The organism is Sinorhizobium sp. P24N7 (assembly GCF_042436655.1).
Classification (GTDB): Bacteria; Pseudomonadota; Alphaproteobacteria; order Rhizobiales; family Rhizobiaceae; genus Sinorhizobium; species Sinorhizobium meliloti_A.
Map to the genome: position 1 here is coordinate 207485 of NZ_JBHMIW010000011.1, position 14240 is coordinate 221724.

Annotated in this window: 16 protein-coding genes; 12 read left to right on the plus strand and 4 right to left on the minus strand. The window is 65.2% G+C overall.

Annotated elements, in window-relative coordinates; genetic code table 11:
* The first annotated feature begins 91 nt into the window (after window positions 1-91).
* The 10 genes from ACFHWW_RS20625 to ACFHWW_RS20670 all read left to right on the plus strand — a co-directional run bounded on the left by ACFHWW_RS20625 (window position 92) and on the right by ACFHWW_RS20670 (window position 10094).
* On the plus strand, window positions 92-898 hold the full coding sequence (locus ACFHWW_RS20625; RefSeq protein WP_018097996.1) for a transporter substrate-binding domain-containing protein: 807 nt from the start codon (window positions 92-94) through the stop codon (window positions 896-898).
* Between the two features lie 66 nt (window positions 899-964).
* The gene (locus ACFHWW_RS20630; protein WP_010975155.1) at window positions 965-1630 is read left to right on the plus strand and encodes an amino acid ABC transporter permease; all 666 of its coding nucleotides are present in this window, start codon (window positions 965-967) and stop codon (window positions 1628-1630) included.
* 12 nt (window positions 1631-1642) lie between these two features.
* The gene (locus tag ACFHWW_RS20635; protein WP_003528591.1) at window positions 1643-2296 is read left to right on the plus strand and encodes an amino acid ABC transporter permease; all 654 of its coding nucleotides are present in this window, start codon (window positions 1643-1645) and stop codon (window positions 2294-2296) included.
* Window positions 2289-3011 (plus strand): amino acid ABC transporter ATP-binding protein, encoded by a 723-nt coding sequence (locus tag ACFHWW_RS20640; RefSeq protein ID WP_018097994.1) that lies wholly within the window; start codon window positions 2289-2291, stop codon window positions 3009-3011. The genes ACFHWW_RS20635 and ACFHWW_RS20640 overlap by 8 nt, the downstream gene beginning before the upstream one ends.
* Window positions 3012-4253, plus strand: a complete 1242-nt coding sequence (locus tag ACFHWW_RS20645) for an FAD-binding oxidoreductase (protein WP_100672504.1) — start codon at window positions 3012-3014, stop codon at window positions 4251-4253.
* 14 nt (window positions 4254-4267) lie between these two features.
* Complete coding sequence (locus ACFHWW_RS20650) at window positions 4268-5269, plus strand: 4-hydroxyproline epimerase (protein WP_100672503.1); 1002 nt, start codon at window positions 4268-4270, stop codon at window positions 5267-5269.
* Window positions 5266-6957, plus strand: a complete 1692-nt coding sequence (locus ACFHWW_RS20655) for an aconitase X (protein WP_379940506.1) — start codon at window positions 5266-5268, stop codon at window positions 6955-6957. Before ACFHWW_RS20650 ends, ACFHWW_RS20655 begins: the two co-directional genes overlap by 4 nt.
* 51 nt (window positions 6958-7008) lie before the next feature.
* Window positions 7009-8037, plus strand: a complete 1029-nt coding sequence (locus ACFHWW_RS20660) for a trans-3-hydroxy-L-proline dehydratase (protein WP_100672501.1) — start codon at window positions 7009-7011, stop codon at window positions 8035-8037.
* A gap of 84 nt (window positions 8038-8121) precedes the next feature.
* Window positions 8122-8553 (plus strand): OsmC family protein, encoded by a 432-nt coding sequence (locus tag ACFHWW_RS20665; protein WP_379940509.1) that lies wholly within the window; start codon window positions 8122-8124, stop codon window positions 8551-8553.
* A gap of 332 nt (window positions 8554-8885) precedes the next feature.
* Window positions 8886-10094 (plus strand): MFS transporter, encoded by a 1209-nt coding sequence (locus ACFHWW_RS20670; RefSeq protein WP_379940511.1) that lies wholly within the window; start codon window positions 8886-8888, stop codon window positions 10092-10094.
* Window positions 10095-10166: 72 nt separating this feature from the next.
* On the opposite strand, the gene ACFHWW_RS20675 is transcribed toward ACFHWW_RS20670, so the two are convergent.
* The 4 genes from ACFHWW_RS20675 to ACFHWW_RS20690 all read right to left on the minus strand — a co-directional run bounded on the left by ACFHWW_RS20675 (window position 10167) and on the right by ACFHWW_RS20690 (window position 11835).
* Window positions 10167-10352 (minus strand): hypothetical protein, encoded by a 186-nt coding sequence (locus ACFHWW_RS20675; RefSeq protein WP_379940513.1) that lies wholly within the window; start codon window positions 10350-10352, stop codon window positions 10167-10169.
* Between the two features lie 58 nt (window positions 10353-10410).
* Window positions 10411-10593 (minus strand): hypothetical protein, encoded by a 183-nt coding sequence (locus ACFHWW_RS20680; RefSeq protein WP_100672498.1) that lies wholly within the window; start codon window positions 10591-10593, stop codon window positions 10411-10413.
* Between the two features lie 14 nt (window positions 10594-10607).
* Window positions 10608-10793, minus strand: coding sequence for a hypothetical protein (locus tag ACFHWW_RS20685; protein WP_100672497.1), 186 nt, complete (start codon window positions 10791-10793; stop codon window positions 10608-10610).
* A 181-nt stretch (window positions 10794-10974) separates the two neighbouring features.
* Window positions 10975-11835: a 3-keto-5-aminohexanoate cleavage protein gene (locus ACFHWW_RS20690; protein ID WP_379940516.1), complete on the minus strand. Its 861-nt coding sequence runs from the start codon at window positions 11833-11835 to the stop codon at window positions 10975-10977.
* A gap of 92 nt (window positions 11836-11927) precedes the next feature.
* Here ACFHWW_RS20690 and ACFHWW_RS20695 point away from each other — a divergent pair, with 92 nt between their 5' ends.
* Together ACFHWW_RS20695 and ACFHWW_RS20700 are read left to right on the plus strand one after the other, a co-directional pair.
* The gene (locus ACFHWW_RS20695) at window positions 11928-12818 is read left to right on the plus strand and encodes a MurR/RpiR family transcriptional regulator (protein WP_379940518.1); all 891 of its coding nucleotides are present in this window, start codon (window positions 11928-11930) and stop codon (window positions 12816-12818) included.
* Window positions 12815-14158 (plus strand): aspartate aminotransferase family protein, encoded by a 1344-nt coding sequence (locus tag ACFHWW_RS20700; RefSeq protein WP_379940520.1) that lies wholly within the window; start codon window positions 12815-12817, stop codon window positions 14156-14158. Before ACFHWW_RS20695 ends, ACFHWW_RS20700 begins: the two co-directional genes overlap by 4 nt.
* Window positions 14159-14240: the final 82 nt, after the last annotated feature.

The following is a 14240-nucleotide window of genomic DNA, read 5'->3' on the forward strand; positions in this document are numbered from 1 at the left end:
TAATTGTATTTTTAAATTGATTTGTGCTCTCCGACGCGGAATAGTGCGCGCGCCGTCACACCGATCGGCCAACTCAAGGGAGAGAACAAGAATGAAGACCTCGGTCCTCGCCTTCGGCCTCGTTGCCGCCACCGCTCTGACGAGCCCCGCCCATGCCGACAAGCTGGACGACATCATCGCTTCGGGAACGCTGCGCTGCGCCGTGGTGCTCGACTTCCCGCCGATGGGCTCGCGCGACGAGAACAACGAACCGATCGGCTTCGACGTGGATTACTGCAACGATCTGGCCAAGGCGCTCGGCGTCACCGCCGAGATCGTGGAGACGCCGTTTCCCGAGCGCATCCCGGCGCTGATGTCCGGCCGTGTCGATGTGGGTGTCGCCTCCACCTCCGATACGCTCGAGCGCGCCAAGACCGTCGGGATGACGGTGCCCTACTTTGCCTTCGAAATGGCGGTAACCGCCAACGAGAAGTCCGGCATCAAGTCCTTCGAAGACATGAAGGGCAAGGTGGTCGGCGCCACCGCCGGCACCTATGAGGCAATCGCACTCGAAAACCAGGTCAAGGCCTGGGGCGAGGGCGAGTTCCGCCCCTACCAGACGCAGGCCGACGTGTTCCTGGCGCTGAGCCAGGGCCAGCTCGACGCCACCGTCTCTACCTCGACGGTCGCGCAGTCCAACGTCAAGGGCGGCAAGTTCCCCGGCATCTCCGTGGTCGACAAGGCGCCCTTCGACATCGACTACGTGGCCCTCTTCACCAACCGCGAGGAATACGGCTTCCTCAACTACCTCAACCTGTTCGTCAATCAGCAGGTCCGCACCGGCCGCTATGCCGAACTCTACGAGAAGTGGGTCGGAGGCGAGGCTCCGTCCCTGTCGGTGAACGGCGTTTACCGCTGATCCGAGGATCGTCTGACGGTGCGGGGCAACCCGCGCCGTCGCTGCATTCCGAGGGGTGAGACGGGAATGTTCAACTACACCTTCCACTGGAATCAGGCGCTGAGGGCGCTGCCGCAGATGCTGGATGGCGCGGTGGTCACGCTGCAGGTCGCGGTGCTGTCGATGGTCATCGGCGTCGCCTGCGCGATCGCGCTCACCGTGTTCCGTCTGTCCGGCAGCCGTATCCTTGGCGGCATCGCCACGACCTGGGTCGAGGTCGCGCGAAACACGCCGGCGCTGTTCCAGATCTACATGGCCCATTTCGGCCTCGGCAATTTCGGGATCCACCTGAGCCCCTATACGGCGCTTCTGGTCGGGATCGCCTTCAACAATGCGGGCTATCTTGCCGAGAACTTCCGCGGCGCGCTCAAGGCCATTCCGGATACGCAGGCCCGGGCGGGCCGGTCGCTCGGCATGACCTCGCTGCAGGCGTTCCGGCTGATCGTTCTGCCGCAGATGCTGCGCGTGGCCTTCCTGCCCGCGACCAACCAGATGGTCTGGGCCATCCTGATGACGTCGCTGGGCGTCACCGTCGGCATGAACACCGACCTGGCCGGCATCACGCAGGAGCTGAATGCCCGCTCCTTCCGCACATTCGAATTCTTCGCGCTCGCTGCGGTGATCTACTACCTGATTGCCAAGGCGGTCACGCTTGCAGCCCGGGCCTTCGCCTGGCGCATGTTCCGCTACTGAGAGGGGTGAGAGATGTTTGATACTGCCCTCACCTGGAACGATCTCGCCTTTCTTGCGCAAGGCGCCGGAATGACGCTGGCGGTCACCGCCGTCGCCGTCACCGCCGGCACCGTTCTCGGCATCCTCTTCGGAGTGATCCGGTTCCAGATCGGACCCTATTGGTCGGCACCGCTCACCTTGCTGCTCGACGTGTTCCGCTCGGTACCGCTCCTGATCCAGCTCGTGCTCGGCAACGCCTTCCAGTCGATCGCCAAGCTCGGATGGGGCGCCTTCACCACCTCCGGTGTGGTGCTTTCGCTCTACACGGCGGCGTTCTGCGCGGAGATCGTGCGCGGCGGAATTTCGTCGGTACCGGTGACGACCCGTCGTGCGGCGCGCTCCCTCGGCATGACCTGGTGGCAGGACATGCGCTACATCGTGGCGCCGCTTGCCACCCGGGTCTCGCTTCCGTCGTGGATAGGCCTGACGCTCGGCGTGATGAAGGACTCCGCACTGGTGCTCTGGCTCGGCCTGGTCGAGCTCTTGCGTGCCTCGCAGATACTGGTCACGCGTCTGCAGGAGCCGCTCTTCATTCTGCTGATCTGCGGCGCCATCTACTTCCTCCTCAGCTTCCCCGTCGCCCGGCTTGGCGGGTATCTCGAAAAACGGTGGTCCCCCAATGATTGAGATCGAAAACGTCCGCAAATCCTTCAGCTCTCTGGAGGTTCTCAAGGGCATCGACCTGACCGTCGAAAAGGGCGAGGTGGTCACCATCATCGGCGGCTCCGGCTCCGGCAAGTCGACGCTGCTCACCTGCATCAACGGGCTCGAGCCGATCGACTCCGGCCGGATCGTGATCGACGGGACCGATGTCCATGCCAAGGGCACCGATCTCAACAGGCTGCGCCGCAAGGTGGGGATCGTGTTCCAGCAATGGAATGCCTTCCCGCATCTGACCGTGCTGGAAAACGTCATGCTCGCCCCGCGCAAGGTGCTCGGCCTCTCGAAGGACAAGGCCGAGGAGATTGCGGTGAAGCAGTTGACCCACGTCGGTCTCGGCGAGAAGCTCAAGGTCTATCCGAACCGTATGTCGGGCGGCCAGCAGCAGCGCATGGCGATCGCCCGGGCGCTTGCCATGTCGCCGGAATATATGCTGTTCGACGAGGTGACTTCGGCGCTCGATCCGATGCTGGTCGGCGAGGTGCTCGACACGCTGAAGATGCTGGCGGAAGAGGGAATGACGATGATCTGCGTTACCCACGAAATGACCTTTGCCCGCGACGTGTCGGATCGCGTGGCATTCTTCCATCAGGGGATCATGGCGGAGATCGGTTCGCCCGATCAGATTTTCGCCTCGCCGCAGAACCCCGAGACGCAGAAGTTCCTGGCGAGCGTACGATAAATGGCCGAACCGGACGTCATCGTGATCGGCGCGGGGGTCGTCGGCCTATCGGCTGCGATTGCCGCCGTGGCCAGCGGCCTGTCTGTCACCGTTCTGGACCGCGAGGGGCCGGCGGCCGGCGCTTCCGCCGGCAATGCCGGGGCATTCGCCTTCACCGATATCCTTCCGCTTGCCTCGCCCGGCATCCTGAAAAAGGCGCCGAAATGGCTCCTGGATCCGCTCGGACCGCTTACCGTGCCGCCCGCCTATGCGCTGAAGATCGCGCCATGGATGTTCCGCTTCTGGCGCGCTTGTCAGCCGGCCCGCGTGGCGCATTCGACCGCGGCCCAGACCGCGCTGATGGACCTGTCGAAAGCGGAGCTCGAGCCGTTCCTCGGAGCAACCGGCACGGCGCCCATGCTGCGCAAGGAAGGCAACCTCCAGGTCTATGAGGGAGAGGCGGAATTCAAGGCGTCGCTTGCCGGCTGGAAGGCGCGCGCGGATCACGGGATCGAGTTCCGCCATCTCGATGCCGCAGGCATTGCCGAGATCCAGCCGGGCCTGGCGGCGCGCTTCACCCACGCCACCTTCACGCCCGGCTGGTACTCGATCGCCGATCCGAAGCTCTATACGCTTGCCCTTGCCGACCATTTCCGCACGATCGGCGGGGTGATCGAGCGCGCGGAGGTCATTGCGCTGAAGCCCGTCGACGGGGCGGTTGAAGTCCTGAGCGCCGACGGCAGGGCCCGGCGGGCGGCACAGGTGGTTCTCTCGGCAGGCGCTTTCTCGCACCGGGTTGCGCGCACGCTCGGCGAAAGCATTCCGCTCGAAACCGAGCGCGGCTACAATACGACGCTTCCCGCCGACGCGTTCGATCTGCGCACGCAGATCACCTTCGGCGGCCATGGCTTCGTCGTGACACGGCTGTCGACCGGTATCCGGGTCGGCGGCGCGGTCGAACTCGGCGGGCTCGATCTGCCGCCGAACTTCCGCCGCTCGGAAGCGATGCTGAAGAAGGCGCAGGCCTTCCTGCCCGGCTTGAAACCGGAAGGCGGGGTGCGGTGGATGGGCTTCCGGCCGTCGCTGCCCGACAGCCTGCCGGCCATCGGCCGCGCCCGCGCGACGCCGCGGGTGATCTTCGCCTTCGGTCACGGCCATCTCGGGCTCACCCAATCGGCGGGGACGGCCAGGATCGTCGCCGATCTCTTGACGGGCCGGACTCCGGCCATCGACATTGCACCCTTTTCGCCGCAAAGATTCTGACAGAGGTTTCGACCATGGCCACCCACACCTTCTCCTGCATCGACGGCCACACCTGCGGAAATCCCGTCCGCCTCGTTTCGGGCGGGGGCCCGCGTCTCGAAGGCGCGAACATGCTGGAAAAGCGCGCGCATTTCCTGAGGGAGTTCGACTGGATCCGAACGGGCCTCATGTTCGAGCCGCGCGGCCACGACATGATGTCGGGTTCGATCCTCTACCCGCCGACCCGGCCCGACTGCGACGTGGCGGTGCTCTTCATCGAGACCTCCGGCTGTCTGCCGATGTGCGGTCACGGCACCATCGGCACCATCACCATGGGCATCGAGAACGGCCTGATCACCCCGCGCGAGCCCGGAAAGCTGTCGATTGATGCCCCCGCGGGCAAGGTCGACATCACCTACCGCCAGGAGGGCCGCTTCGTCGAGGAGGTGCGCCTTACCAACGTGCCGAGCTTCCTTTATGCGGAAGGCCTCACGGCGGAGGTCGAGGGGCTGGGCGAGATCGTGGTCGACGTCGCCTATGGCGGCAATTTCTACGCCATCGTCGAGCCGCAGAAGAACTTCCGCGACATGGCCGACCATACGGCGGGAGAACTGGTCGGCTGGAGCCCCAAGCTCAGGGCCGCACTGAATGCCAAATATGAGTTCGTCCATCCCGAACACCCGGAGATCCGGGGCTTGAGCCACATCCAGTGGACGGGCAGGCCGACGCAGCCGGAGGCCCATGCCCGCAACGCGGTGTTCTACGGCGAGAAGGCCATCGACCGCTCGCCCTGCGGCACCGGCACGTCGGCCCGGATCGCGCAGCTTGCCGCCAAGGGCAAGCTGAATGTCGGCGACGAATTCGTCCACGAGTCGATCATCGGGTCGCTTTTCAAGGGTCGCGTCGAAGCGGCCGCGAAGGTCGCCGACCGCGATGCGATCATCCCGTCGATCGCCGGCTGGGCGCGGATGACCGGCATCAACACCATCTTCATCGATGACCGCGATCCCTTCGCCCACGGCTTCGTCGTAAAATGAGCGGCCTCGAACCCGCCCGCAGCATCCTTCAGGGGTGGGCCGAAGGCCCGGTCATCGCGACCGGGGAGGCGCTGAGTTTCTGGGGCGGGGTCGATCCCGCGACGGGCTGCGTGATCGACGTGCACCACCCGCTGCATGGCGTCCCGCTCACCGGCTGCATCCTGATGATGCCGTCGAGCCGCGGCTCCTGTACGGGCTCGGGTGTGCTGCTCGACCTCGTGCTGACCGGTCGGGGCCCGGCTGCACTCATATTTTCCGAACCGGAAGATGTTCTGACCCTCGGCGCGCTGATCGCTTCCGAGATGTTCGCCAGCCCGCTGCCGGTGCTGCGTCTTGCGCCGGAAGCCTTTGCGGCGCTCGCTCGTGCGAAGACGGCGCGGATCGGTGACAGGACGATTGAAGCCGAGGGGCTGACGATCCCCGTCGTTCCGCCGGCGACGGCCGCGCTCGACCTGACCGATGGCGACCGTGCCATGCTCGACGGAGAGGAAGGCGTCGCGGTTGCGCAGGCCATGCGCATCATTACGGCCATGGCGGCGCAGCAGGGGGCACAGGGCCTCGTGGATGTGACGCAGGGGCATATCGACGGCTGCATCTATGCCAGCCCCGCGAACCTGACCTTTGCCGAGAAGATGGCGGAGATGGGCGCGAAGGTGCGGATCCCGGCGACGATGAACGCCATCTCCGTGGACCATGCCAACTGGCAGAGGCAAGGCGTGCCGCCGTCCTTCGGCGACCCTGCGGCGCGGCTCGCCGACGCCTATGTCCGCATGGGCTGCCGTCCGACCTTCACCTGTTCGCCCTATCTGCTCGACAGCGCGCCTGGGACGGGCGAAGCCGTCGCCTGGGCGGAGTCCAATGCCGTAATCTTCGCCAACAGCGTGCTCGGTGCGCGGACGGCGAAGCACCCGGATTTCCTCGACCTTTGCATCGCGCTTACCGGACGGGCGCCGCTCTCCGGCGTCTATCTCGACGAACACCGCAAGGCACGGCGGATCATAGACGTCGAACTGCCCGCGGGCGCCGACGACGCTTTCTGGCCGCTGATCGGCTATCTCGCCGGGCGGGCGGCGCCAGATCGCATTCCGCTCATCCGCGGGCTTGCTCCGGCGGAGCCTTCGCGCGACGACTTGAAGGCGCTTTGTGCCGCCTTCGGCACCACCTCGGCCGCGCCGATGCTGCATGTGGAGGGCGTGACGCCGGAGGCCGGCGGTGCTGCGGCTGAGGACGCGGATCATGCGACCATCACCCGCGATGAAATGACGGCCGCGTGGTCCGCCCTGAACGAGGGTCCGGATGAAATCGAACTCGTGGCGATCGGCAGCCCGCACGCGTCCCTTGCCGAGTGCCGGGCGCTGGCCGAGGCGCTCGACGGCCGCAAGCGGCATCCGGACGTGGCGGTGATCGTCACGGCCGGCCATGAGGTCATTGCGGCGGCGCGCCGCGAGGGAATTCTCGCGCGGCTTCAGGAGAGCGGCGTACAGGTGCTGCCGGACCTCTGTTGGTGCTCAATCTCCGAGCCCGTGTTCCCGACGCGTACCCGGGCGGTCATGACCAACTCCGGCAAATACGCCCATTACGGTCCCGGTCTTTCCGGGCGCGCAGTGCGCTTCGGCAGCCTTGCCGATTGCGTCGCCGCGGCCTTGACGGGGCGCGTCCCGGCCCGGATGCCGGACTGGCTTCCCTGAAGCGCGGCGGACGTTCGTAACCGCGCTGGCTTTTAAAACGAGGAGTTCTCGATGCGCAGCACCAAGACCATTCATGTCATTTCCGCCCATGCCGAGGGTGAAGTGGGCGACGTGATCGTCGGCGGGGTCGCGCCTCCGCCGGGCGACACGATCTGGGAACAGAGCCGCTGGATCGCCCGCGATCAGACCCTGCGCAACTTCGTCCTGAACGAGCCGCGCGGCGGCGTCTTCCGCCATGTCAATCTCCTGGTGCCGCCGAAGCATCCGGACGCGGATGCCGCTTTCGTCATCATGGAGCCGGAAGATACGCCGCCCATGTCGGGCTCCAACTCGATCTGCGTCTCCACCGTGCTGCTCGACAGCGGCATCCTGCCGATGAAGGAGCCGGTGACGGAGATCACGCTCGAGGCGCCCGGCGGTCTCGTTCGCGTGCGCGCGGAGTGCCGTGACGGCAAGGCCGAACGCATCTTCGTCGAGAACCTGCCGAGCTTTGCCGAGCGGCTGGACGCGAAGCTGGAGGTCGAGGGGCTCGGGACCCTCACAGTCGACACCGCCTATGGCGGCGACAGCTTCGTAATCGTGGATGCTGCCGCAATGGGCTTCGCCCTGAAGCCGGACGAGGCGCACGACATCGCCCGGCTCGGCGTCAGGATCACCAATGCGGCAAATGCCCAGTTCGGTTTCCATCATCCGGAAAACCCCGACTGGCGGCATTTCTCCTTCTGCCTCTTTGCCGGCCCCGTGGAACGCACGGCGGAAGGCCTGCGGGCGGGCGCTGCGGTTGCGATCCAGCCGGGCAAGGTCGACCGCTCTCCGACCGGCACGGCGCTCTCGGCACGCATGGCCGTGCTGCATGCCCGAGGCCAGATGGGGCTCTCGGACCGGCTGACGGCCGTTTCGCTGATCGGCTCCACCTTCTCCGGCCGCATCCTTGGCACCACCGAAGTCGGCGGCCGGCCGGCCGTGCTGCCGGAAATCTCGGGCCGCGCCTGGATTACCGGCACCCATCAGCACATGCTCGACCCGTCGGACCCGTGGCCCGAGGGCTACCGGCTGACCGACACCTGGGGTGCGCGCTGAGCGGATTGGCGCGCGGGTGGAAATCGGCAGCGTTTTGCGTCATTGGAACGAAGATGAACGCATCGCGACAGGAAGGAGAATCGGATGAAAGCACGCATCAAATGGGTCGAAGGCAGGACCTTCGTCGGAGAATCCGGAAGCGGCCACAAGGTCGTGCTCGGCACGGCCGCCGGCCCGGATAGCCCGACACCGGGGCCGAGCCCCATGGAAATGGTGCTTATCGGCACCGGCGGCTGCTCGGCTTTCGATGTCGTCCACATCCTCGAGAAGGGCCGCGAGGCCGTCGAAGATTGCGTGGTCGAGATGGATGCCGATCGGGCGGATCAGGACCCGCGCGTATTCACCCGCATCCACATGCATTTCATCGTCATAGGCCGTGGTCTGGCCGCCAAGAAGGTCGAGCGCGCGGTGGCCCTCTCCATCGAAAAATATTGCTCCGCATCCGCGATGCTCGCAAAGACGGCGACCATCACGCATGATTTCGAGGTCGTCGACACGTCGAACACGGTGGCCTGATCGGGCGCCTCCGCCCCTCATCCGCCGGGAGACGGAACAAGCGGGCCGCTCCTCGCATCCTCTTCGGTCTTGAACCTTGCCGCGAGTCCCTTCGCCCCGCCTGCGGGGAGAGGGGGCTTCGGGAATTCCGCTGAGCGCCACACGGTTCAACCGCATCCAGCGCAATGCAGCCTGAAAATTTTCCACCCCCATGTCGGCGCCTTTGGGCGCCGTTCGTCCTATCGTATGCGCGGCACAGCCGCGAACGGGAGAATGCCCTTGATTTGATCGGCAATCCGGGCGTGGACTGACAATGAATGCCGCGCCGGATTGCCCTGAGCGGAGACACGAGAATGATCGATGCGCATTATCGATGGGTGATCGTTGCTGCCGGCGGCCTGCTCGGCTGCATTGCAATCGGTGCCATGTTTTCATTGCCGGTTTTCCTTGTGCCCATCTCGCGGGATACCGGATGGTCCGTGACCGGCATATCGAGTGCCATGACGGTGGGTTTCATCGCGATGGCCCTGGCAAGTATGGTCTGGGGGAGCGCTTCGGACCGCTGGGGCCCGCGCCCGGTCGTGCTGGTCGGTTCCGCGCTCCTTGCGGCGAGCCTTGCGCTTTCCAGCCTTGCGCCAACGCTGATCGCATTCCAACTCCTCTTCGGGGTGATCGTCGGAGGTGCCTGCGCGGCGATATTCGCGCCGATGATGGCTTGCGTGACAGGCTGGTTCGATACGCATCGCAGCCTTGCCGTATCTCTTGTATCGGCCGGCATGGGAATGGCGCCCATGACCATGTCGCCGTTGGCCGGGTGGCTGGTTACGATCTACGACTGGCGGACATCGCTGCAGATCATAGCCGCCCTTGCCGCCGTCACGATGATTCCGGCTGCGTTGCTCCTGCGCCGCCCGCCTGTCCTCGAAGGTCCGGATGCCGTCTCTGCAAGTGAGGGGCAGCCGGACATGTCCCTTGGACAGGCGCTGAGGTCGCCGCAATTCGTCATATTGCTGCTGACGAACTTCTTTTGCTGCGCCACTCATTCCGGGCCGATATTTCACACCGTGAGCTACGCCGTGAGCTGCGGAATCCCGATGATGGCCGCTGTTTCCATCTACAGCCTCGAGGGTCTGGCGGGAATGGGCGGCCGTGTCGCCTTCGGCATCCTCGGAGACCGCTACGGCGCCAAGCGCATTCTGGTATCGGGACTGCTGCTGCAGGCCTTCGGTGCGCTCGCCTATTTCTTCGTGCGCGACCTCGGCGCCTTCTACGCGGTGGCTGCCGTGTTCGGCTTCATCTATGCGGGCGTCATGCCGCTTTACGCCGTGATCGCCCGCGAGAATTTCCCGTTGCGCATGATGGGCACCGTCATCGGCGGCACGGCAATGGCCGGCAGTCTCGGCATGGCGATCGGCCCGGTTGCCGGGGGGCTGATCTACGACGTTTTTGCCAGCTACGGCTGGCTCTATATCGGCGCCTGGGGTCTCGGCATCGGTGCTTTCCTGATCGCACTGACCTTCAAGCCCTTCCCCAGGGAACGGCCGGAACTGGCTGCCGCCTGAGGCGATCGCGAGGAAAATCGTGCCACGGTTTTCCTCGTCGCCCTGTCGGAATGAGCCGATCGGCTTCAGGCCTCACTGCGTACCGGAACGGTCAAGCTGCAGCGAAAGCTGCACGCCGCGCTTGAGGGGCGGGAGCGGTATACCGACCTGAATCCGTCCGAAGGTTTTTCTGCGCCACTCCTGTTCGCGTTCCCGCCGGCGTCTTGCCTGGGCGACGGCGGCCATAGCGCGCTCGATCACTTCCTCTGCATGGGTCATGAGGGACTCTCCAGAATGTTCATGTTATGTTCTCATCGCCAATTCTGAAAGTCAAGCCTCACCGGGGAAGCACGTCGGTCCGAGGCGGTTCCTTTTCGTCGGGCGGATTCTGCGTGTCGTCCTCGGGCCCCTTATCGGGCTGGGGCTCGTTCGGCGGCGGATCGGGAATGCCGAGTGGCGGAACCGGGTTCGGCGGAATTATTCCCGGCCCGGGGCCGGGACCGACAGGATCGGGCGTCATTGAAGGTCTCCCACTCATCGAGGTGCCGGCGCGTCGGCGATCGGCGGTGTGTAGACGACCGTTCCGGTTTCACCTTCCAGCATGGCGCCGCCGATCGCCAGATAGGCGAAGATGGCGCATATCGCGAGCAGTATGAGACCTATCGGAAATGCCGCTGTGGCGCGCCTTTCGGGCATGTTGCGATCTTCATGGGTCAACATGGTGCACTCCCATACGGCTGCCTGCTTCCGTAAATCCGGCGATCAGGATCAAAGCAAGCAGCACTCCAAGTGTTACAGGCGCCCTTGCGCGCCGGATAAGGCGCGAGGCGCTGTCATCATGGGAGAACGAAACCGGCGTTCACCGGTTCCAAAAGGCCGGCGACGGAAAAATGGGGGCGCGTCAGCCTTTCGGCATACCCGCAGAACCGATGCGGGTAAGCATCTGTGCGAGCGCCGGCCCCTGGAGCAACGGGACCGACAGCGGCAGAAGCGCAGCCGCAACCGTGCGGACGAGGTCGGCGTTGGAGCCGGCGGCGGTTCCTTCCGGAAGCCAGAGATTGTTTTCGAAGCCGACGCGGACATGGCCGCCGAGGAGCGCTGCGGCTGTGACGCAGGCCGCTTCGTGGCGTCCGAAGGCACAGACGCTCCAATGGGTGTAGGCGGGCATGTCCGGCGCCAGAAAGGACAGCAGATCACCGGGGACGGACCTTTGCCCCGGCGTATAACGACCGAGTACGTAAAGCACGGGAATATCGTCGCGGGAAAGCAGACCTCGTCGCCGCATGCCGTCCAATCGCACCGCCTCCTCCGGATCGTAGAGGATGATCTGCGGCGAAACCTTCTCCCGGGCGGCCCACGACAGAAGATCCGCAAAGGCAGCCTCGTGCGTTTCGTCCGGGACCAGTTCTCTGAGCGCCAGAGACACGGCCTCGGGCCGGACCGCCTTGACGACTGCGATCTGCTCGGCCGGCGAGTAGATGCCCAGCGCCTCGCTGGTGATCTGAATCACCATGCGATCGCCCACGGCAGCCCTGATCGCTGCGATCGCGGCGCGGTAGGCGTCGGCATCGAGAAGATGGCTTCCGTCCTCCTTGCGCACGTGAACGTGGATCATCGCCGCGCCGGCATCGAGGCAGTCGCGTGCGGTAAGCGCGAGTTCTTCCGGGGCCAGGGGTATGGCGGGATGGTCGGCCTTCGTCCGGCGCCCGCCATTCGGCGCGACCGCGATCGAAATCCCCTGCAAAGCATCGCCAGCGTTCATGTGGGCACCATCGAGCTATGATTTTCGGAAATCATAAAATTGCACATTGAAACATTCGTTGCAATGGTCGCGGGATCGTTGTTAAATGAAGCATGGACAAGGGGCCGCTCAGCGACGCGATCATCACTGCATTCGACGGGCTTTCGTCGCAATTGCGGACGGCGGCCCGCTATATCGTCGACCATCCCCGCGACGTCGCTCTTCTCTCCATGCGCGAGCAGGCGCGCCAGGCGGGGGTGCAGCCCGCGACGATGACCCGCCTTGCCAAGCAGCTCGGTTTCGATGGTTACGATGCCATCCGCGAACGCTACGCCGAGGCGCTGCGGGAGGGTGATGCAGGATTTGCCGGAAAGGCCGGCGAGCAGGCCCGAAGCCAGAAGCTCAGGGGCGACCATGCGCTCGCAGCCGATATGCTGAGCGCCATCGGCACGCAGATTTCGCGGCTGGCAGAACCGGCGGTGCTCGATCGCATCGTTGCAGCGGCAACGCGGATTGCCGATGCCCGGCGGGTCTATTGCCTCGGGCTGCGCTCGAGCCACGCGGTCGCCTGGCAGTTCCACTATATCCTCTCGCTGGTCGGCGAAAAATCCGTGATGCTGGAGGGCATCGGCGGCACCGGCGCGGATGCCGTCGCCCGTGCCACGAGTGCAGACGTGCTGCTCGTGGCCAGCGTTCTTCCCTATACACGGGCGACGATCGAACTTGCCGAATATGCTCGGAACAACGGCGTACCGGTCGTCGCGGTGACCGACAGCGAAGTGGCGCCGCTTGCGCAGATCGCCGAGACGATCATCGTGGTGCCGACCGAAAGTCCTTCCTTCCTGCACGCCATGTCGCCGGCCTTCGCCGTCGCCGAAGTGCTCGGCGCGCTCATCGCAGGCCGGGGCGGCGAAGCCACGCTCGCGGCTCTGAAACGCTTCGACGGACAGCTCGCGGCGCTGAACACCCATCTCCAATCCCGCAACTCCAAGAGAACGCCATGACCCATCTTCTCCACCGCGCCATCCATGCGAAACTGCCGGTCGCCGTCCGCGGCGAAGGCATCCGGCTCTTCGATGCCGAGGGCAAGGCCTATATCGACGCCTCCGGGGGGGCCGCCGTCTCCTGCCTCGGTCACGCTCATCCCGATGTGCTCGCCGCCCTCCATGCGCAGCTCGACCGTATGGCCTATGCCCATACCGGCTTCTTCACCACCGAGGCCGCGGAACGGCTTGCCGACCGGCTTGTTGCCGATGCACCTGACGGGCTCGATCACGTCTACCTGGTGAGCGGCGGATCGGAAGCCGTCGAGGCGGCGCTGAAGATGGCTCGGCAATACTTCGTGGAGAAGGGCGAGCCGCAACGCCGCCACATCATCGCCCGGCGTCAAAGCTATCACGGCAATACGCTTGGCGCATTGGCGGCCGGGGGCAACGAGTGGCGGCGCGCTCAATTCCGGCCGCTGCTCGTCGAAACCCACCACATCGATCCATGCTTCGCCTATCGCCTGCAGCAAGCCGGCGAGAGCGATACGGACTATGCCGCGCGTGCCGCGGCCCAACTCGAGGCCAAGATCCTCGACCTGGGCTCCGATCAGGTGATCGCCTTCGTCGCCGAGACGGTGGTGGGCGCCACGGCCGGTGCGGTGCCGCCCGTCGCGGACTATTTGAAGCGCGTTCGGGCGATCTGCGACAAATACGGAGTGTTGCTGATCCTCGACGAAGTGATGTGCGGCATGGGCCGGACCGGGACTCTGCATGCCTGCGAACAGGACGGCGTCATCCCGGATCTCATGACCATCGCCAAGGGGCTCGGCGGCGGCTATCAGCCGGTCGGCGCGGTTCTGCTGTCCTCCGCAATCTTCCGGGCATTTGCCGAGGGGTCGGGCTTCTTCCAGCACGGCCATACCTATATGGGCCATCCGATGGCCGCGGCGGCCGGCCTTGCCGTGCAGGACGTCATCCGCCGCGACGGGCTGCTCGAGAACGTCGTATCGATGGGCGACTATCTCGAAAGATGCCTGGTCGAGCGGCTCGGCAATCACCATCACGTCGGCGACATTCGCGGCCGCGGCCTCTTCCGTGCCGTCGAGCTTGTCGCAGACAGGACGACGAAGTCCCCTTTCGATCCCGGCCTGAAGCTCAATGCCCGGATCAAGAAGGAAGCCATGGCACGGGGTCTGATGGTCTATCCGATGGGCGGCACGATCGACGGGCAACGCGGCGATCATGTCCTCCTGGCGCCCCCCTTCATCCTTGGACGGGAGGACGTCGATCAGATCGTGGAGCGCCTGGGCGATGCCGTGGATGCGGCCATTGCCTCGCTCACTGATGCTGCCGGTTAGGGCAAGCGGACCAAAGCTATAATGCGCCCTCTGGTCGGCAGGCCAGAGGGGCACTGCTTTCGCAGACCTCGCAACAGGCCAC